The organism is Blautia sp. MSJ-9 (genome assembly GCF_018919065.1).
Lineage (GTDB): Bacteria > Bacillota > Clostridia > Lachnospirales > Lachnospiraceae > Blautia_A.
The window spans coordinates 32,810-52,769 of the sequence record NZ_JAHLQG010000055.1; the positions used below are offsets into that span (position 1 = coordinate 32,810).

At 42.6% G+C, this 19,960-nt stretch carries 18 protein-coding genes; 3 read left to right on the forward strand and 15 right to left on the reverse strand.

Going from position 1 to position 19,960, the window contains the following annotated elements; translation table 11 throughout:
• Nucleotides 1–24: 24 nt before the first annotated feature.
• The 3 genes from KQI87_RS15850 to cobI all read right to left on the reverse strand — a co-directional run bounded on the left by KQI87_RS15850 (nt 25) and on the right by cobI (nt 2,405).
• A complete protein-coding gene (locus tag KQI87_RS15850) occupies nt 25–756 on the reverse strand; it encodes an ABC transporter permease (protein ID WP_008706312.1) in 732 nt (243 codons plus the stop codon).
• Nucleotides 757–870: 114 nt separating this feature from the next.
• On the reverse strand, nt 871–1,713 hold the full coding sequence (locus KQI87_RS15855) for an ABC transporter ATP-binding protein (RefSeq protein ID WP_216460943.1): 843 nt from the start codon (nt 1,711–1,713) through the stop codon (nt 871–873).
• Nucleotides 1,710–2,405: a precorrin-2 C(20)-methyltransferase gene (gene cobI / locus KQI87_RS15860; RefSeq protein ID WP_216460944.1), complete on the reverse strand. Its 696-nt coding sequence runs from the start codon at nt 2,403–2,405 to the stop codon at nt 1,710–1,712. The genes KQI87_RS15855 and cobI overlap by 4 nt, the downstream gene beginning before the upstream one ends.
• Nucleotides 2,406–2,647: 242 nt before the next feature.
• Between cobI and KQI87_RS15865 the strand changes: the two genes are divergently transcribed.
• Nucleotides 2,648–3,166: a hypothetical protein gene (locus KQI87_RS15865; RefSeq protein WP_216460945.1), complete on the forward strand. Its 519-nt coding sequence runs from the start codon at nt 2,648–2,650 to the stop codon at nt 3,164–3,166.
• A gap of 221 nt (nt 3,167–3,387) precedes the next feature.
• Here the strand turns inward: KQI87_RS15865 and KQI87_RS15870 are convergent, their stop codons facing one another.
• The 12 genes from KQI87_RS15870 to KQI87_RS15925 all read right to left on the reverse strand — a co-directional run bounded on the left by KQI87_RS15870 (nt 3,388) and on the right by KQI87_RS15925 (nt 16,932).
• Nucleotides 3,388–4,698 carry an alpha-L-fucosidase gene (locus tag KQI87_RS15870; protein ID WP_216460946.1) on the reverse strand — a complete coding sequence of 437 codons (1,311 nt, stop codon included), beginning with the start codon at nt 4,696–4,698 and terminating at the stop codon, nt 3,388–3,390.
• A gap of 128 nt (nt 4,699–4,826) precedes the next feature.
• The gene (locus KQI87_RS15875) at nt 4,827–7,328 is read right to left on the reverse strand and encodes a transglutaminase domain-containing protein (protein ID WP_216460947.1); all 2,502 of its coding nucleotides are present in this window, start codon (nt 7,326–7,328) and stop codon (nt 4,827–4,829) included.
• The gene (locus KQI87_RS15880) at nt 7,328–8,074 is read right to left on the reverse strand and encodes a copper homeostasis protein CutC (RefSeq protein WP_117674469.1); all 747 of its coding nucleotides are present in this window, start codon (nt 8,072–8,074) and stop codon (nt 7,328–7,330) included. The genes KQI87_RS15875 and KQI87_RS15880 overlap by 1 nt, the downstream gene beginning before the upstream one ends.
• A 97-nt stretch (nt 8,075–8,171) precedes the next feature.
• Nucleotides 8,172–8,942, reverse strand: coding sequence for a DeoR/GlpR family DNA-binding transcription regulator (locus tag KQI87_RS15885; protein WP_253292567.1), 771 nt, complete (start codon nt 8,940–8,942; stop codon nt 8,172–8,174).
• Between the two features lie 229 nt (nt 8,943–9,171).
• Nucleotides 9,172–10,152 (reverse strand): ABC transporter ATP-binding protein, encoded by a 981-nt coding sequence (locus tag KQI87_RS15890; RefSeq protein WP_118609946.1) that lies wholly within the window; start codon nt 10,150–10,152, stop codon nt 9,172–9,174.
• Entirely contained in the window at nt 10,152–11,141 is a 990-nt protein-coding gene (locus KQI87_RS15895) for an ABC transporter ATP-binding protein (protein WP_118609947.1), read from the reverse strand. Before KQI87_RS15895 ends, KQI87_RS15890 begins: the two co-directional genes overlap by 1 nt.
• Before the next feature lie 8 nt (nt 11,142–11,149).
• Nucleotides 11,150–12,073, reverse strand: coding sequence for an ABC transporter permease (locus tag KQI87_RS15900; protein ID WP_118609948.1), 924 nt, complete (start codon nt 12,071–12,073; stop codon nt 11,150–11,152).
• Nucleotides 12,074–12,076: 3 nt separating this feature from the next.
• The gene (locus tag KQI87_RS15905) at nt 12,077–13,015 is read right to left on the reverse strand and encodes an ABC transporter permease (protein ID WP_216460948.1); all 939 of its coding nucleotides are present in this window, start codon (nt 13,013–13,015) and stop codon (nt 12,077–12,079) included.
• Between the two features lie 140 nt (nt 13,016–13,155).
• Nucleotides 13,156–14,742, reverse strand: coding sequence for a peptide ABC transporter substrate-binding protein (locus KQI87_RS15910; RefSeq protein WP_118609950.1), 1,587 nt, complete (start codon nt 14,740–14,742; stop codon nt 13,156–13,158).
• A gap of 470 nt (nt 14,743–15,212) precedes the next feature.
• Nucleotides 15,213–16,070 carry a mechanosensitive ion channel family protein gene (locus KQI87_RS15915; protein WP_216460949.1) on the reverse strand — a complete coding sequence of 286 codons (858 nt, stop codon included), beginning with the start codon at nt 16,068–16,070 and terminating at the stop codon, nt 15,213–15,215.
• Between the two features lie 307 nt (nt 16,071–16,377).
• Nucleotides 16,378–16,671, reverse strand: coding sequence for a DUF1294 domain-containing protein (locus KQI87_RS15920; protein WP_216460950.1), 294 nt, complete (start codon nt 16,669–16,671; stop codon nt 16,378–16,380).
• Between the two features lie 27 nt (nt 16,672–16,698).
• Nucleotides 16,699–16,932, reverse strand: coding sequence for an HPr family phosphocarrier protein (locus tag KQI87_RS15925; RefSeq protein ID WP_020993651.1), 234 nt, complete (start codon nt 16,930–16,932; stop codon nt 16,699–16,701).
• Between the two features lie 163 nt (nt 16,933–17,095).
• Between KQI87_RS15925 and KQI87_RS15930 the strand changes: the two genes are divergently transcribed.
• Together KQI87_RS15930 and KQI87_RS15935 are read left to right on the forward strand one after the other, a co-directional pair.
• Nucleotides 17,096–17,989, forward strand: coding sequence for a LysR family transcriptional regulator (locus KQI87_RS15930; protein WP_216460951.1), 894 nt, complete (start codon nt 17,096–17,098; stop codon nt 17,987–17,989).
• A gap of 332 nt (nt 17,990–18,321) precedes the next feature.
• On the forward strand, nt 18,322–19,872 hold the full coding sequence (locus tag KQI87_RS15935; RefSeq protein WP_216460952.1) for a putative DNA modification/repair radical SAM protein: 1,551 nt from the start codon (nt 18,322–18,324) through the stop codon (nt 19,870–19,872).
• The last annotated feature ends 88 nt before the right edge of the window (nt 19,873–19,960 follow it).

Sequence of the window (19,960 nt, forward strand, 5' to 3'; positions counted from 1 at the left end):
TCCTGGCTCCTCCCTGTCAGTCAGTTACAGGTTTTTCTTCTTATAAATAAACCATGATGCTGCTACAGTAAACACCAGCAGATAAAGAAGCAGAATCCCAATACCGGTGTAATTCACTGCCTCACCTGATGAAATGCTTCTCATCAGATGGCTGGTCTGGGATAATGGCAAGGCTGATACAAACTTACCTACAAATCCCGGAAGTTTCTCTGTTGAGAAAAAGGTGTTACACAAATATGCCATAGGCATAATGATATAATTGGAAAACCTCGGCACGTCTGCGTGGTTTTTTGCCAGAAAGGATACCACCACGCCGATGGCTGAAAATACTGCTCCGTTCAGGAACATCACCAGAAAAGACCATCCGTTGAAGATCAGTCCTGTCTCAATAGGTGCTGTAAGAAGCAGTATAATTCCTCCTGCATACAGACCGCGCAGGCTTCCCCCGATGATCTGTCCGGCGATAAACTGCCATAACGGTGTGGGGGAGATCATCACCTGGTCAAAGGCCTTCTCATACAATCTCTGTACATTCAGATTCTGCGCAATGGCATTGAAGCTTCCGTTCATAGTTGTCAGTGATACCACACCCGGAATCAGAAAGTTCAGGTATGGCTGTCCATGAGAAGTGGTCTGGATTCCCATTCCGAACACGATCAGATACATTAGCGGTGCAATCATTGCCGCCAGTGTGATCTTATAGAAATCCCGGCGGAATTCTACCCACTTCTCCCATAATATTGTTATAATTCCCATACATTTTTCTCCAGATTATTCTAACTTTTTTCGCAATAAATCAGGCGGATAAAATCATTCGCCTCGCAGCTTGCTCATAACCAAATAACTGCTTCGCAGTTTGGTTAATATCTGCTATTTTGAAATCAAATGCTTCCCGGCTCTTTCTACAAAGACGTCTTCCAGTGTCGTCTCGCGAAGAGACGCCTGCCCTGTAAGCTGTTCCAGATACCGGATTGCTTCCTGTCGTGTATGGAAATAGTGATTCTGTGTTCCATCCGCTGTCATCTCGTCCACTGCATAAGCACCAAGACTCTCGATCAGTGCTGACGGAGTACTTACCTCCTCCAGCTTACCATGGTCCATCAATGCCACACGATTGCAGAGACTCTGTGCTTCTTCCATGTAATGCGTGGTCAGCAGAATGGTCAGATTTTTCTCATTCAGTTTTCGCAGAAGATTCCACATCTGTCTTCTGGAAAGAGCATCCATTCCGGCTGTCGGTTCATCCAGAAGCAGGATTTCCGGTTCTGTCAGAAGTGCGCGACAGACCATCAGCTTACGCTTCATTCCACCGGAGAGCTTACGGACTGTACGCTTGCGGAATTTCAGCAGGTCACAGAACTCCAGAAGTTCCTCTGTTCTTTCCTTTATCTGCTTTCTGGGCATAAAATAGAGGCGGCCCTGATATTCCATGATCTCATCCATATTCATATCCTGACGCATGGAATATTCCTGGGTAATCACACTGATCTTTCTTTTCAGATCAGGACGTTGTCTTGTAAGCTGCTGACCGTCTATGAGGATTTCTCCCTTTGTTGGAAGAAGAAGGGTTGAGAGCAGGCTGATGGTCGTTGTCTTGCCTGCTCCGTTTGGTCCGAGAAGACCAAAAAACTCACCTTTTTCAATTTTCAGGTTCAGGGAATCCACTGCTGTAAAATTGTCAAAAGTTTTCGTCAGATTTTTTGTCTCTATCATTTCTCTTCGGCTTTCTCTTTGGCAATGATAAGGGAATAGTATCCGGCGTCATCCGGGATTTCTTCCACACTGTTGTAAATATGCTCATCCGGCATACCACAGTTCTCAACCATGCGGACTTCGCGTTCACTTCTTGCAAGAATCTCTTTTACCTGATTCATCTTCTTGCCAGATTTCATAAGTACATAGGTTCCAGGCTGATCCAGTTCACTGTCAAGGCGGTGTACTGCCGGCTGTACGTGAAGTGGCTGGTTCCACTCTGTCAGCGGGATATTTAAGCGTGCTGCTGTTGCGCAGAAGGAAGTGATACCGCTTACCAGTTTTGTCTGATAGCCGTCTGCTTCTACTCTCTTCTGTACATATGTAAATGTAGAATAGATTGTCGGATCTCCCAGAGTAAGGAATACAACATTCTTGCCTGTATCCAGAGCTGCTTCAAGGGCTTTGGCTCCTTTTTCGTGATTAAGTTTCAGTTCTGCCTTGTCATGTGTCATAGGCATATAGATTGGAAGAAGTTCTTTGTCAGCCAGTTCCGGAACTGCCTGTACTGCGATCTTGTATGCAACAGTCTCGCGGACATCCGCTCCAGGGACTGCAATAATGTCATTTTCCTTAATCAGGCGTACTGCCTTTAACGTCATAAGCTCCGGATCTCCAGGGCCTACTCCTACTCCGTATAAAATTCCACTCATTCTTATATCCTCCTGTATAATGGTTTCTTTTTTAATTTCCTTTTTATTGTCTCAAAGGCCTTACACATCAGCCTCCGTTTGAATGTTTCTATCAGAAATATTCCTTTTTATTGTCTTCTATTTAACTTACGGACAACATCCCTATTATACTAAAGCCCAACCACTTTTTCAACGAAGTATTGACAATTAATTTCAATTGTGGGATGATGAAAATTACTGAAATTTAAGTGAGGAAAAAACAAATGAAAAAGATTTTTGCATTTCTGGCAGCATTGATCTGTTGTCTGTCGATGTGGAGTTTTGTGCCTGCTGCGCAGTCTCTGACTCTTGATAAAGAAGATGGAGAATATTCTATCCAGGTGGACTTAGAGGGAGGAAGCGGAAAGGCAAGTGTTACTACTCCGACTCTTATCACTGTAAAAGATGGCAATGTGACCGCCAGAATTCAGTGGAGCAGTTCCAACTATGATTATATGATCGTGGACGGGGAAAAGTATCTCCCACTCAATGAAGAGGGAGCAAATTCAGAATTTGAAATTCCTGTCACTGCGCTGGATGCAGGCATGCCTGTGATTGCAGATACCACTGCAATGGGCGCACCTCATGAGATTAATTATACGCTTACATTCTACTCAGAATCCATTGGCTCCAAAAGCCAGATGCCACAGGAAGCCGCTAAGAGAGTTGTTGCGGTTGCTCTTGTAATTATTGTGGGCGGCGGGATTTTGAACTACTTTGTTAATAAGAGAAACCGCTGTTAGAATTTAAGGTATCTGTTTTTTAATCCCAAAAACGAGTTACTATATTCCAGAAACAAAGAATATAGCAACTCGTTTTTATATTGTCTGCAAATTATTCCTATTGATACAAAAGGCTTGTCAATCGGATATTCGCAACCTCCGCAAGGGACTTACTTAATTCGGTTAAACTTTTAAGCAAGATAATAGCAAATATAAATTTTTTTAGGGCTTATCACCTGTTTTTATTCTGCCATCTCTACTTCCAGCACATAGTCTACGGAATCCGGCAGTACAGGATCCGGACCAAGGTCAACAAATGCGATATCCGGATAATCGCTGTGCACCCATAAAGTAGAAATCGGCACTTCATGTCCGTCATCCAGGGCACGTACTTTCACAATCTTATTCTTGTCAAAGCCAATCAGCGGCAGTGGTCCTAATGTATTCTCATAAATATGGACATAATACTTATTTCCATTTCTGGTGATACGTCCGTAATCCGGTTTCGGGATATCTGTTGCCGGAGCGCATCCATAGATACTGTCATGGTTCTTATCCATCCAGCGTCCGATTTCCGCCAGAATCGCAGAGGATTCTTTCGGGAATTTACCTTTCGCATCAGGTCCTACGTTCAAAATCATATTTCCACCTTTGGAAACGCACTCTACCAGCTTCTTGATCAGCATGGAAGCAGGTTTGTAATAGTGGTCATTTACGCAGTAGCCCCAGTTATTGTTCATGGTGAAGCATGCTTCCCATACCATCGGATTCCCTTCTTTGTCGCAGATTCCTTCCGGCGGGATGATCTGTTCCGGGCTTATAAAATCGCCATGATACGGTGTCGGATCGCATTCATACAGAGATCCTCTTCCCTCACCACTGACTTCCAGACGGTTATCAATGATGATTCCCGGCTGTAATCTGCGGACCATATCTATCAGTCTGGTTGCTCCCCATTTCTCGCCTCGCATATCGTCATAGGAAAAGTCAAACCACATAATATCGATTTTTCCATAATTTGTGCAGACCTCTTCCACCTGATTGTACATATACTCTATATAACGTGAAAAATCTCTGTTTTCATTACTGCATTCCGGATGGTTTCTCATAGGATGGATACGGTCTCCGTAATGAGGATAGTCCGGATGATGCCAGTCAAGTAAGGTGAAATACAAACCGACTTTCAGACCTTCTTCGCGAAGGGCTTCCACATATTCTTTGATCAGGTCTCTTCCTGCAGGTGTATTGGTAACTTTATAATCTGTGTATTTACTGTCAAATAAACAGAAACCATCATGGTGTTTCGCAGTCAGAACCACATATTTCATACCTGCTGCCTTTGCCTCTTTTGCCCACTGTTTCGGATTATAGTCTCTGGCATCAAATTCTTTCATAAACGGAAGGTATTCTTCCTCAGGCATCTCTTCTGTACTGCGTACCCATTCTCCTCTTGCAGGAATAGAATATAAGCCCCAATGGATAAACATTCCGAAACGGGCATCCTGATACCATTTCATACGTTCTTCATATTCTTTTCTGTTAAACTGATACATGATTTTTTATCTCCTTTATGTAAATGCAAATTCAATATCCAATCCTTTACATCTATACAATAATGTAATCCGGCAATACCAGAAGATGCTCACAGGTGTCATCTCCGGGCATCTTATTTATCGCTCTGTTACATTAATCTAAGCAGCATATCCCCGGTTCCTACATTGTAACCGCTAGTCGCATAAATCCCATTCAGACTTCCGTTCGTCACAATGATCAGCGGAAGTTTGTCCGGGTCTACATACATACGTCTTCCCAGAGTATTGATAATCTCTGAGAAATCATCATAATAAATCTGAATATTTTTTAACTTTGCAAGTGCTTTGGACAGTGTCGGTGTCTCCAGTGCTTCTTTACTTCGCACTACAAAAATAATTTGCTCTGCATATCCTGCGAAAGCCTCTTCCTGCTCCATCATTTCATTTAAGATATGCTCAGTAGGCTCTTTCTCTTCTTCCAGAAACATCAGGATATGTTTTCCGTCTGCTGTAAGGTCAGATGCTTTCACCTCTGTACCATCCTCAGTTTTCAGCATAAATTCCGGCATGGAAATATTCTCCAGCATATCCTCCAGATCTGCTTCCCTGAGTACCAGCTCAATCTCCTTTGTCTCTCCGGGCTGAATTTCAAAATGATATTCATTTGCAAACATATTTCCATTTGGAAGTCTGTTTGAAGTAAGAATCCTGTAGTTTCCGGATTCCAACGGCAGATTCAGAATCTGATCTTCGAAATTCTCTGCTCCCAGTTTCAGTGATGTATATCTTCCATTCTCCAGTTTTGCAATACTCCAGTTCTGGAAATATTTCCACTGTACAGTCTCTCCTGCTTTCAGGATCAGAGTACAGTTCTTCTCTGTTCTGGCAAGCACAGGAACGAATCTTCCGTTTTCCATATATTCCATAGAACGATCATGTGGATTCAGTCTTGCCGCTACTCCAAGGGTTCTCGCTATTGCAACAAACAGGATTTTCTTTGACAGGAAGCTTCCTGTACAGGTCCTTATGCATCCTGCCGGTGTTGTGATCACACTGGAACGCTCTTTCTCCGGTCTGGAAACAATTGCCTTCTCGATCAGATTCCAGATTCTGGAAGGGTCATCTCTCAGCTCCTGTTTCTCAGTTCTGGAAAAATACTTCTTAATCTCTCTTCTGTATTTCTGAAGAACTTCATCATCTACTCTTGGATTTAACACATAAGATACAAAGGTATCCTTTTTCATCATACCATGATATGGAATTGCCAGCTCCAGGTGTTCCTCCAGAACGTCACTGATACAGTCAGTTCTGTCTTTCTCTGTGAGAACCCTCAGGAGATCTTCTCTGTATGAGGCAGCAATGGCTTCTTCTATCCTGTTTACCTTTTTTTCCAGGAAACGTTCACATTCCGGATTTGACCAGTTTCTTACTTTCTGCTCTCTGTGTGCATTGGCTGCTGCCAGACGCTTATTTCCCTTCGCCTTCTGTTCTAAAGTCGGCATGTCTGTGTTTACAGGTGCGTCATGAGGAGCAAATATATCTGCTGCTGTCCACTTTTCTGATTCGCCGTCATTTCTTTTATCCTGCGGTACCAGACAAAGTTCACAGTTATCTTCTTTCTCAGTGTTCATAACTGTTTCCGCATAGAACCACTCACCGTCAGAACACATTCTTGCGGAAATATGCAGACTCCCAAGTCCTGTTGTCAGTCTGGCGGTTCCCTTACTGTCTGTTTTCTTCTCTGCGATCGGTGCATATTCAGAGTAATTCAGTACTTCAAAAGAAACCTCTGTGCCCTCAGCCGGAGCTCCCTGTTCATCCTTTACGGATACTGTAATCTCCTTTGTAACAGCATATCTCTTCAATTCATTCAGCATAGTAACCATGCCGTCTTTGCCGATCACTTCTCCGTTCGGAATTTTTGTGTCAAATACACGGGAGTGAATCATCATCGCTCTGGAAGAAGCATTCGTAAACCATCCTTTATTCAGGATTTCTTCCGGCTCACATGCTCCAAGGAAATACCATTCACCGTCACACCAGATTTCTACCCATGCATGATTGTCATCACAATGAGACCATTTCGGCGCATACACCTGGCGCGCCGGAACGCCCACACTTCGCAGGGCATTCACTGTAAATACAGACTCCTCACCACATCTTCCATTACCTCTCCGATATACGGAAACCGCAGATAAAGTACGGTCATCTGTACAGTGATAGGTTGCTTCTTCGGCGCACCAGTAGTTCACTTCCAGGGCTGCCTCTTTAAAATTCATTCCCTGCGTTCTGGTTCCAATCTCTGTGCGGAAGAAAGTTCTGCAAGGAGCAATTTCTTCTTCATTTACTCTGTGGAACAGCACATAATTCAGGAAAATCTCTTCCGGGAGAGCCGCCACCTGCGGATTCTCTTTCCAAAGCTGCACACCGTTTTCAGCATAATCCAGGAATACTTCAAATGGATAATTTCCTATATCGCTGTATGGCATAAATGCGTATAAATATTTACATGCAAGCGCCACTTCCTCTGTACATTCCTGCATTTTTTTATCTATAGCCGCAAAAACCCGGGGCAGGCTCTTCGCCTGCTCCAGGTAGCTCTTTTCAATTCGATCCCTGTTCTCTTTCAAAAAAATCTTCGGTTCTGCCATTATAATTCCTCCAGAACTTTCTTTGCGGCGCGGATATTGTCTACATCCGTACGCCATATCTCATATTCACTAAGCATCGGGAGTCCCATATTCACTCCGTCTTTTCTGAACTGCATCTCACTGTCGATTACTCTCTTACCAGTCATGTGATATGCTTTTATTCCTGTCAGAGGATAAAGCTGTCGGATCACCGATGCGCCGACACCGCTTCCTGCCTGGATTGTGATACGTCCACGACTCTTTTCCTCGAGTTCCCGCAAAAGATCTGCCCCCTGCAGACATACATTGCGCTGGCCTGAAGTAAGGATCGTATTGATTCCCAGTGAGATTGCCTGTTCCATTGTTTCTATTGGATCCACGCATACATCAAAAGCTCTGTGAAGGGTCACTGACATATCCCCTGCCGCCTCCATCAGTTCTTTCATCTGTTCCATGTTTAATGTGCCATCCGGTTTCAGCACCCCAAATACAACACCTTCAGCACCCATTTTCCTGAAATCTTCTACTGCATGCTTTATCATGGAAAATTCTGCATCTGTATAGCAGAAATCTCCAAAACGCGGACGGATCAGGGCATGGATCCTGATATCCGAACGCTTTCTTATCTCATCAAAAAGCCACGGTCCCGGAGTGGTTCCGCCGATGATCAGGTTGCCGCAGAGTTCCAGCCTGTCTGCGCCTCCCTCAACCGCTGCCATAGCGGATTCTACAGAATCTACACAGGCTTCCAAAATATATTCTTTCACGTACTTGCCTCCATCTTTTTCATTTAAGCCAGACAGATCATCCATTCTGCTGACTGATTTAACCAAATCAGCTAAGTCCCCCGAAGACTTAGCTGTATCAGAACAATTTCACCCCTGCTCTCTCCAGTGTACTCACGATCGTATCATCTGGAAATTCATCCGTAACAATTCCGCTGATATCATCAAAGTATGCATATTTATAAGAATCGTTGAAATAGAATTTATCCCTTTCCATAACAACATATTTATGTCTGCTGCTGTGCACGGCTGCTTTCTTTGTCAATCCGTCCTCTACCCCCAATGTAGTAATTGCACAATCAGTCATATCCACACCGCAGCTTCCTATAAATGCACGGTCAAAGCTATACTGCTTAATCACTTCTATCGTTGCAGCTCCCATAAATCCGTTTACTGTCTGGTACATTGTTCCCCCGGTACCGATTGCAGTAATAGACGGATTTGTGGCAAGGATCTGCAGGATATCTATCATATTACTCACCACTACCACACGCATATTTGACGTGGCAAGAAGCTTTGCCAGTTCGATATTTGTGGTAGAAATATCAAGGAAAATCGTTTCGTTATTCTTAATCAGTTTAAATGCTTTGGCTGCAATTGTTCTCTTTTTGTCAAGGTTAAACTGGCGTCTGTCTACTACGTCTCTCTTCAGCGGATAATCCTGTGAAAGGATAGCACCGCCGTAGGTTCTCTTTAACTTACCGGCGTTTTCAAGAATCTTAAGATCTTTTCGGATACAGTCTTCTGTGACCTGAAAGATTTCACTCAATTCCTTAACCTTGACTTTTCCGTTTTCACGAAGGCATTTCTCTATTGCGCTTTGTCTTTCCTCAGTAAACACTATTCTCATACTCTCCCGTCTCTCATTCGGTTTCCACCATCTACTAATGAACAACTTTTCGTAACTATTCAGCAGTCTGCTATCCCGCGAGGTGTTTTGGCATGAATATGCCAAAATCCCGAGACATACAAGTCAAAATCCCATCGCCAAAGGCGATTTTTAATGGATTTTAACTCGTAACTGTGAGGGTACTGAACAGTTACAACTTTTCAATCTATTCTTATGTTTTATTGTAACTTTAGCAAAACTTAGAGCACGCCACGAAATGTCCTGGTTTGATTTCTTTCAATGGAGGTTGTGCACTCTTACATTGTTCTGAACAGTGCGGACAACGTGAAGCAAATTTGCACTCATTCCCAAGATTGATAGGGCTTGGAAGTGTTCCTTCCAGCATAATTCTCTTTCTGTTTTTCTCAATTTCAGGTTCCGGAATCGGAATCGCCGAAAGTAAGGCTTTAGTATAAGGATGAACCGGATTGTTAAAGAGTTCTTCACTGTCTGCCAGTTCCACCAGATATCCCAGATACATTACGCCAATCCTGTCACTGATATGTTTCACCATAGAAAGGTCATGAGCAATGAACAGATATGTCAGCCCTCTTTTTTCCTGAAGTTCTTCCAAAAGATTTACAACCTGTGCCTGAATCGAAACATCCAGCGCGGAAATCGGTTCATCACATACGATAAAATCCGGATTTACTGCCAGCGCACGGGCAATTCCCACACGCTGCCTCTGTCCACCCGAAAATTCATGAGGAAAACGATCCGCGTGTTCTGCCTGAAGTCCTACTGTTTCCAGCAAACGTATCACCTGTTCTTCTTTATCCTTGCGCTTCTTTGCAAGACCATGCGCATCCAAGCCCTCCCCTACGATATCCATGATTTTTCTTCTTGGATTCAAAGATGCATACGGATCCTGAAAGATCATCTGCATTCGTCCAGTCAGCTCATGTGCCTGTTTCCTGCTCATGCTTTTATCTACTTTCATACCATCAAAGGTAACGGTTCCCGATGTAGGCTCATAAAGATGAATCACTGTTCTTCCAAATGTAGATTTTCCACATCCGGACTCTCCAACAAGCCCGAGAGTCTCTCCTTTGTAAATCTGAAGTGTCACATCATCCACAGCTTTTAATGTCTGATTTTTGCCTACTTCAAAATATTTTTTCAGATGCTGCACATCAAGAAGCACCTGCTTTTCTGTTTTGTTGATTCCCATCAGGCTTTTCCTCCCTTCGCCCGCGGATCAAGAAGCCAACAGGCTGATTTGTGGTCTGAACCACAGTCTGAATATTCAGGCATGAATTGCTGACATACAACCATGGTTTCATTACATCGTGCTGCAAATGGGCATCCTTTCGGCGGATCCATCAGATCCGGAGGTGTTCCCGGAATCGCGCGGAGACGATTACCTTTTTCATGTGCTTTCGGAATAGATGCCAGAAGACCTTTGGTATATTCATGACACGGATTTTTAAAAATTTCATATACATCACCGGTTTCTACCAATTTTCCTCCATACATAACTGCTACACGGTCTGCGATATTCGCCACAACACCCAGATTATGTGTAATGATAATAATAGATGTCTTTGTTTTTTTCTGCAAGTCACGCATCAGGTCGAGTATCTGCGCCTGAATTGTTACATCCAAAGCAGTGGTCGGTTCATCTGCAATCAGCACTTTCGGATCACATGCCAGAGCAATGGCTATGACAACTCTCTGTCTCATACCACCGGATAACTGATGCGGATACTGTTTATAACGCTGCTCGGGATTAGAAATTCCTACCAGGGAAAGCAGTTCGATTGCTCGTGCTTTTCTCTGCTCCGCTGTCATATCCATTTTATGTGCTTTCAGCATTTCTTCAATCTGTTTCCCGATTCTCATAGTTGGATTCAGAGATGTCATCGGATCCTGAAATACCATGGCAATCTCAGAGCCACGAATCGTCTGCATTTCTCTTTCCGTGTATTTGGTCAGATCTTTGCCGTTATACATGACAGTTCCTTCAGTAACTTTTCCGTTTTTCGGAAGAATCCCCATAATTCCTTTCATGGTAATAGACTTTCCGGAGCCGGACTCTCCTACTACTGCCAGTGTTTCCTGTTCATTCAGATAAAAGTTTACGTCACGGACTGCCTGTACGGTTCCTTTATGTGTTTTAATATGTATTGTCAGATTACTGACTTCCAGTATTTTCCCCATGTTTCTACCTACTTTCTCATCTGCGGATCCAGTGCATCTCTTAAACCGTCACCAAGAATACTGAAGCAGACCATGATCAACACGATTACGATTGCCGGACAGATCAGTACGTGAGGATAGTTCTGAAGAACCTGATATCCACCATTGATCAGAACACCCAGCGATGCCTGCGGTTCTGCAAGACCAATACCGATGAAGCTTAAGAATGCCTCTGTAAAGATTGCACTCGGAATTGTAAACATAACCTGAATTACAATAATACCTACAGTATTCGGAATCAGGTCTTTCATTATAATATAAAGGTTATTGCTTCCGAGAACATGGGAAGCCATTACAAACTCCTGATTTTTCAATTTCAGAATCTCCGCACGTACCAGACGTGCCATATTTACCCATCCTGTAATAGAGAGTGCTGCAATGATTGTTCCTACACCCGCCGGAAATGCCATCAGAAACAAAATTACAATGATTAAACTTGGAATACCAACCAGAATTTCAATAATACGCTGCATAATTGCGTCAACTCTGCCGCCAAGCAAAGCAGAAACTGCCCCGTAAAGTACGCCTACTACAAGGTCAAGCACTGCTGCCACCAGCGCGATCATCAGAGAAATTCGAGTTCCCATCCATACACGAGTCCATAAATCACGGCCGAACTGGTCACATCCAAAGATATGTCCTTTGGTCGGCGTGGAATATACATTACTATAATCTGTAAATGCAAAATCATATTTTGAAAAAATCGGTGCCAGAATTGCCAATAAGATAATGGCAATCAGGATAAATAAGGATACGACTGCCGCTTTGTTTTTTCGCAGTCTCGCCCATGCATCTGTGATCATACCGGAAGCCGGTGCAGCGATATGTTCCTTCTCATCTGCCGCAACTTCCGCTTTCACGAACATGGAGTCCTTTATCATTTCGTTATTCATGCTTTAGTTCTCCTTTCCTCTCGCCAGACGGATACGCGGATCGATCAGAGAGTATACAACGTCAACCAGTAAAACAATCAGCATATAGAATGCTGCATAAAAAATAGTGATACCCATGATTACCGGATAGTCATTGGCTTTGATGCAGTCTACAAAAAGACTTCCTATTCCCGGAATACTGAAGATATTCTCTACTGCCAGAGAACCGGTCAGTAAGTTTACCACAATTGGTCCAAGAACTGTAACAACCGGGATAATAGAGTTCTTTACTGCATGCTTCATCAGAACTTTCGCCTGACTGATTCCCTTGGCGCGTGCTGTCACAATATAATCCTGATCCAGAACATCCAGCATTTCTGTACGCATAAATCGCGCCACCTGTGCAGTCGCTGAAAATGAAAGGGCAATAGATGGCAGAATTGAACATGACCAGCTTGTCCAGAATGCGATTGGCAGGACTCCCCATTTCAAACCGATAAAATACTGAAGAAGAGCTGCCGCTACGAAGTTTGGCATCGAAACTCCCAGAACTGCCAGAATCATTGTAAAATAGTCAATTCCGCTGTTATGCTTCCATGCAGCCAGAACTCCCAGAATCAGTCCTAGAGCCAGGCCGATCAGCACCGCCTGAAGTCCGATCAGTGCCGATGGTCCCAGACGGCTTCCGATTACTTTCGCAACGTCCTGATTTACATATGTAAATGAAGTTCCCAGATCCCCACGGAGCATGTTTCCGATATATTTGACATACTGAACCGGTACCGGATCGTTTAACCCGTACATTTCCAGTACTTTCTCCTGCTGTGCAGGAGTCATAATGCTGAAACGCTCCGCATCAAAAGGTGTTCCGGGAAGATTTTTCATCAGGAAAAATGTACATGTGATAATGATCCATAAGGTTACCAGAATATAACCCAGACGCTTTAATACATATTTTACCATGTGTCTGTCTTCCTTTCTTTATTCAGATCTGTTCTTTTCAGACCTGTATCGGTGAATATAAAGGCAGGCAGCAATTCCCGCCGCCTGCCCTGTACATTTCAGGCAGATTCTTTCATCCACCTAATTATTTCTTTGATTTCTTATTCAAAATAAGCGTATTTGAATTCCATCGGAACTCCGATCGGATGTGTAATCAGATTTTTCACATTAGATTTTGTTAATGTAGCAGATCCTTTGTGATAAATCGGAGAAACAACCGCGTCTTCTGCTACCAGTTTCTTCTCAGCCTGAAGCATGTCATCCAGACGTTTTGTATCATCTGTCTGTGTTTTGGCATCAGCAATCAGAGAATTATATTCTTCGTCTACATAATTTCCACGGTATGGTGTTCCGTTTGTCCACAGATCAAGATATGTCATGGCATCATCATAATCTGCACCCCATGCAGTAACACCCATCTGATAGTTATTTGCATCCATCTGCTCTCCACGTCCCTGCATGGTCTTTGTATCAATTTCCACAGTCAGACCAAGGTTTTTGCTCAGCTCGCTCTGAAGGAAAGTTGCTACAGATTTAGATACACTGTCATCACCAACCAGGACAGTCAGAGATTTTACTTCTCCCAGCTCCTTTAACGCTTCGTCATAATATTTCTTTGCTTCATCTACATCGTATACAGCAATATCACCATTGAGTTCACGGAATGTTTTCTCTCCGTCACCTGACATACCATCTGCTACCAGTCCGTTCCCTGGTACAGAACCATCTGCAAGCACAAATTCTGTCAGAGCGTTTCTGTCAATTGCATGGGAGATTGCCTGACGCATATTTACATTTCCAACTACATCATCTGTCAGATTGAACTGAAGATAAGTGGTACGGAAATCAACGGTCTGAGAAAATTCCGGATTGTCTTTATTTGCCGCAACATTTGTGGAATCCAGTTCTACCTGAGAAAGTTCACCGGACTGGTATGCGTTATATGCTGCGGAAGCATCTTTCATAACACGAACTTTAGCGTTCTCGATTTTTACATTGTCTTTGTCCCAGTAATTGTCATTCTTTGCAAGGGTAACACCAACGGCCGGATCATATTCTGTGATCACATATGGTCCACAGTAAACCATGTTGTCCGGTGTCAGACCGTACTGGTCACCTACACTATTGTAAAATTCTTCATTTACAGGGAAGAACATTGCCATTGTACACAGGTTTGTGAAATATGGTGTCGGATTTTTAAGCTGAACTTCCAGAGTCTGATCATCTACTGCCTTTACACCAACCTCGTCTGCTTCTACTGTTCCTTCGCTATATTCCTGACCATTTACAATGTAGTCATTCATAATAAAACTGTAGCCGTTTGTAGCTTCTGCACTCATCTGCTTCAGCCATGAGAATACGAAATCCCCTGCTTTTACCGGATCTCCGTTGCTCCACTGGATACCATCTCTTAAGTGGAATGTATAAGTAAGTTTGTCATCACTGACGTCATAAGTATCGCAAAGTGCCGGCTGTGGCTGGTTGTTCTCATCCATACGAAAAAGACCTTCCTGTGCCTGATTGTTTACCAGTGATGCCTGTTCTTCAGATGCAGCCCACTGTACAAGAGTTTTTACTTCTGCGGTTACTGCTACGCTGAGTGTCTGAGATGCATCTGCTGCATATGCACTTACCGGTGCTGCTGCCATAGCCATTGTGAGCATAAGCGCTGCCATTCTTTTCTTCATATTCCTTTTTCTCCTTTCACTTCTGTGAACCTGTGCAGATCGTCACTGTAACCGTACAGCTCATCCTTTGCCCTGTTATCTGTTTACAACTGAATCACTGCCATATAGTTTCTTAAATAACTTTCTGCTTACTTTAGTTGTATGAAGTATATCAGATAGTATTCTTATTGTCAATTGTTTTGTATTGTTTTATTTGATTTTAATTTGTTTTTTTATTGAAATATACCATTACATTTTTTATGTTCTTTATATAGTTTCAATATTTTGCACAAATTCCAAGGTTTTTCGTTCGGGCAAATATTCGTAATTCGTCATGTTTCGCGGATTTGCAACAAATAACTGCTTTACAGTTTGAACACATAATAAAAATACCCAAGTAACAAAAGCTCTTTGCTTTTATCATTTGAGTATTTTTCACCATAAATATGTTATCGTGTTTGGTATTGTTTACAATAATTCTGTCCGGATTTTTAACTTTTTTTTACATGAACCTGTAACTGATTGTACGGAATTTCAATTCCGTTTGCATCAAACGCTTCTTTGATCAGTTCATTAAGCCGCCACCTGGCAGGCCAGTATTTCTCCGTAGCCACCCAGACTCTTAATCCCATGACCACTGCACTCTCTCCAAGCTCATCTACAAACACCACCATTCCCTGGTCGTCTTTCGTATCTTCATCATTATGAAGGATTTCTTCCAGGATTGCTTTTGCTTTCTTAATGTCTGAATCATAAGAAATTCCTACTTTGATCTCCAGCTTACGAAGATCTCTGGCAGTTACATTTGTAATAATGCTGCCGGACAGCGTTCCATTTGGGATTACAATGTTTTTGTTATCTATGGAAATCAGAGTTGTATAACAGATTTCTATTTTGTATACAGTTCCTTCGCACCCATTCTGCTGTGCGATAATGATATAATCCCCCACCTGAAATGGTTTGAAGATCAGAAGCATGATCCCGCCTGCGATATTTGCAAGGCCGCCCTGCAATGCAAGACCTACCGTTACACCTGCAGTACCAAGCAGTGCCGCAATAGAGGATTCCTTCACACCAAAATGAGTGGCAATACTAAATACCAGCAAAATGTAAAGTACAATTCTCAACAGCGACCCTGTAAACTGGATCACACCTTTGTCTACAGACGCACGCTCCATGGACTTCTTTATGAAAGAAACAAACCATTGGATCACTTTGCGCCCGCCCACAAATACCAACAATGCCATTACTACTTTCAGCCCCAGTTTCGTCAAAGCCGGAAGATAGTCTGAAAAATACTGTTTATAGCTGTAATATAAACTTTTTGCCTCCTGAATTTCCTGTCCCAATATTTTTCACCTGCTCTCTTATATTTTTGTCATGTATTATTTTTCTGCCCTTCTTTCATTTAACAGGCAGCTTTTCATATAATATCAGGGTTAAAAGATGTCTTTCCCCTGACTTGATATCTACGAATTACTCCGCTGCTTTGCAGATCCCGCAATTCTCATATAAGAGTAGCATAACATACCTCATTCTCTGTAACAATCAATTTTATTCGGGCAAAAAAAGAAAGCGGACAATATATCCGCTTTACTGACACAGGATTTCACGCTCTGATGAGCTAAAATCAATATGCATTATTTATAAGGATTGCTATAAGCGCAGAATAATCCCCCCATTTCCCGAAAACAAAAAATAAATAATTAGTTGAATAATCAGTATCGCCGGAACTCCTGTCTTAAATTTCGGCTTTCTTGTTTTATGATGAAATACCTTCATACCGGCCAGAGCTCCCACCGACCCTCCGATCACCGCCAGAAATATCAGCTGCGCTTCCGGTATGCGCCACTGTCCGGCTTTTGCCCTGCTTTTATCCAAGCCATAGATAAAAAATGTGACTACATTGATGATAATCACATAAATATACAAAAAATTTGTAGATGTCATCTGCACCTGCGAATTCCTTTCTTTAATTTAACATGCCAGACCTGCGATCACTGATTCAAAATCCTCATCATAACCATCATATTTAAGTTCCAGAGGTTCTTCCACATCAAGGCTTAATACTCCGAGAATAGATTTGGCATCAATAAAAATTTTTCCTTTAGATACAATGTCAATATCAAATGGACATCTGACTGCCGCACAGACCAGTTTCTTTGCTGCCTCTACGTCATTAATCTTAATTGTCTTATTTGCTGTTGTCATATTCGGTAATCTCCCTTCCCTTTTGGTCTCCGTCCTATTGTCAGGACTTTTATATTGATTTTTTGACCCAGTCGTATTATACTGATTCACACATTGATATACAAACGTTATTTTTCTATATCAGATATTCTATTTTTATATAGCATAAGGAGCCGACTGTATCATGATTCTTGATTATTATCGTATCTTTTATTATGTAGCTCAGTATAAGAGTTTCTCCAAAGCAGCCGACGTTATGGGAAATAATCAGCCTAATATCACACGCTGTATGAACATTCTGGAAAACGATCTGGGATGTAAACTGTTTATCCGTTCTAACCGTGGTGTTCAGCTCACCATCGAGGGCGAACGACTTTATGAGCATGTTTCTATTGCCATTGAACAGCTTGTATCCGGCGAAAACGAACTTCTTAAAGACAAGGGTCTGGAGAGTGGACTGGTCAATATCGGAGCCAGCGAAATTGCTCTGCGTCTTTTTTTATTAAATGAACTGGAAGTATTTCATCATCGTTATCCACATGTAAAGCTTAGAATTTCCAATCATTCCACCCCTCAGGCTGTTCAGGCATTAGAAAACGGACTGGTAGACTTTGCTGTAGTCACCACACCTGTTGCTTTGAAGAAACCACTTCAGAGAATTCCTCTCTATTCATTCCGCGAAATCCTGATCGGCGGACCGGAATATGCAGAAATAGCGTCCAAGAAACATAGTCTGCAGGAACTGCAGGATATTCCACTGATCGGAGTTGCTCCGGGTACCAGTACCAGAGAATTGTATACACAATATTTTTTGCGTCACAATCTGCCATTTTCACCGGATATGGAAGTGGCAACCACAGATCAGATTTTTCCTATGGTCCACCACAATCTGGGAATCGGATTCTTTCCGGAGGAACTGGCCGCGGAACATATTGCTATTGGCAAAGTGGTTCAGATTCCGATTGAAGAACCACTTCCAGAACGAAAAATCTGCCTGATCCGTAATGTAAAAAGGCCACAGAGTATTGCTGCCCGCAGCCTTGAGGAACATCTTACTTCACATCGTGAAACAGAATAATCATATAGCTTTTATTTAAACATAAAATGAGCCGGAAAATGCTGTAAATATGGTATTTTTCGGCTCATTTATATTATACTCCATGTTTGATACTATGCTCTGTTCTGGTAATTTCCAGTTACTGTTCACATGCCACTATCCCGCGAGGTGTTTTGGCATGCATATGCCAAAATCCCGAGACATACGGCGCGAATTTATGCGATTAGCATAAATTCTGTGCATCGCGAAGCGTGTTATTGAGAACGGAGTGAACAGTAACAATTTCCATTTTTTCAGAACGTAAGTTCTAGAAAAGGCTTGCAGTATCGAACATTTGTTTGTATAATAATCTTATGAATACAACAATCACCGACAATAACTATACACTTCAGGAGAAACTGCAGATTCTTGCAGATGCCGCGAAATATGATGTCGCATGTACCTCCAGTGGTTCCAGTCGCCGGGGAAAGAAAGGAGAACTCGGCAATGCTGAGGCATGCGGTATCTGCCACAGTTTTGCAGCAGATGGAAGATGTATTTCCCTGCTTAAGATCCTGATGACCAACCATTGCACTTATGACTGCAAATATTGCATCAACCGTGTCAGCAATGATGTGAAAAGAGCAACTTTTACACCAGAAGAAATCTGTCAACTGACTGTCGAATTTTATAAACGTAATTATATTGAAGGATTATTTCTGAGCTCCGGAGTTTTGAAAAATCCTACCTATACAATGGAACGAATGTGTGAAACTTTGCTGCTCCTCCGCACCAAATATCATTTCAACGGATACATTCATGTGAAAACAATCCCCGGAGTCTCTGACGAACTCCTTGCTGCTGCCGGATATCTGGCAGACCGCATCAGTGTAAATATGGAACTTCCCACTCAGGAAAGTCTGCGCACACTGGCTCCCAACAAAACCATGAAAAACATCCTGAACCCTATGGGAAAAGTACAGAGCACGATTGCCTCTCACAGAATAGCAATTGGAAAATCTGCATACATGGAGCGAAGCCGCGGAAATCAGTTTTTGAGCCATGGAATTTTCTCAGATAATTCTCACCAGGTATTCAGAGAAAAATTAGAAAGCCAAAGCATACCCCCACAATTTAAAAATATTTCCGATAAAAACAGCACAGCAAAGAATATTCAAGATGTATTTTCACAGAAAGAAAATGACATGACCAGCCGCATTCTTACCTGGGAAAATGCCTGTCAGCTGTCACCTCTTGATATGTCTGATCTGAAACGAAGTTTTGCACCAGCAGGCCAGAGTACACAGATGATCATCGGAGCTACCGGCGAGAGCGATTATACTTTACTGCAGACTACTCAGGCATTGTATCAGGGATACGATCTGAAACGAGTTTTCTATTCTGCCTATATTCCGCTGAATGAGGACAAGGTTCTGCCGCAGATTGGTACACCGCCGCCCCTTCTCAGAGAACATCGACTGTATCAGGCAGACTGGCTGTTACGTTTCTATGGATTTCAGGCAGATGAACTGTTATCGGAAGCTCAGCCAGACTTCAATGAACTGCTGGATCCGAAATGTGACTGGGCGCTGCGCCATCTGGAACAATTTCCTGTAGAAGTAGAAACTGCAAGTTATGCACTGCTGCTTCGCATCCCGGGTATCGGTCCAAAATCTGCCAGCCGTATTACCCATGCAAGGAGATATAGAAGATTGAATTTTGAAAGTTTAAAGAAAATGGGTGTTGTATTGAAACGGGCGCATTATTTCATCACATGTGGTGGAAAGCAGATGTTCCATACACCGATTGAGGCAGATTATATTACAAGACAGCTAATTACTGTAGATAAGAAAGGCCTGTGGAACATACAGCATTCCAATGAATCCTATTCGCAGATGACACTTGCAGATTTCGGAATTAGCTGATCAATATATGCATATTTATAATTCAGCTTACTACACACGTACAGTTTTGCACTGAGTATCTGCTACGCAATGCAGCTTAATCCAATCT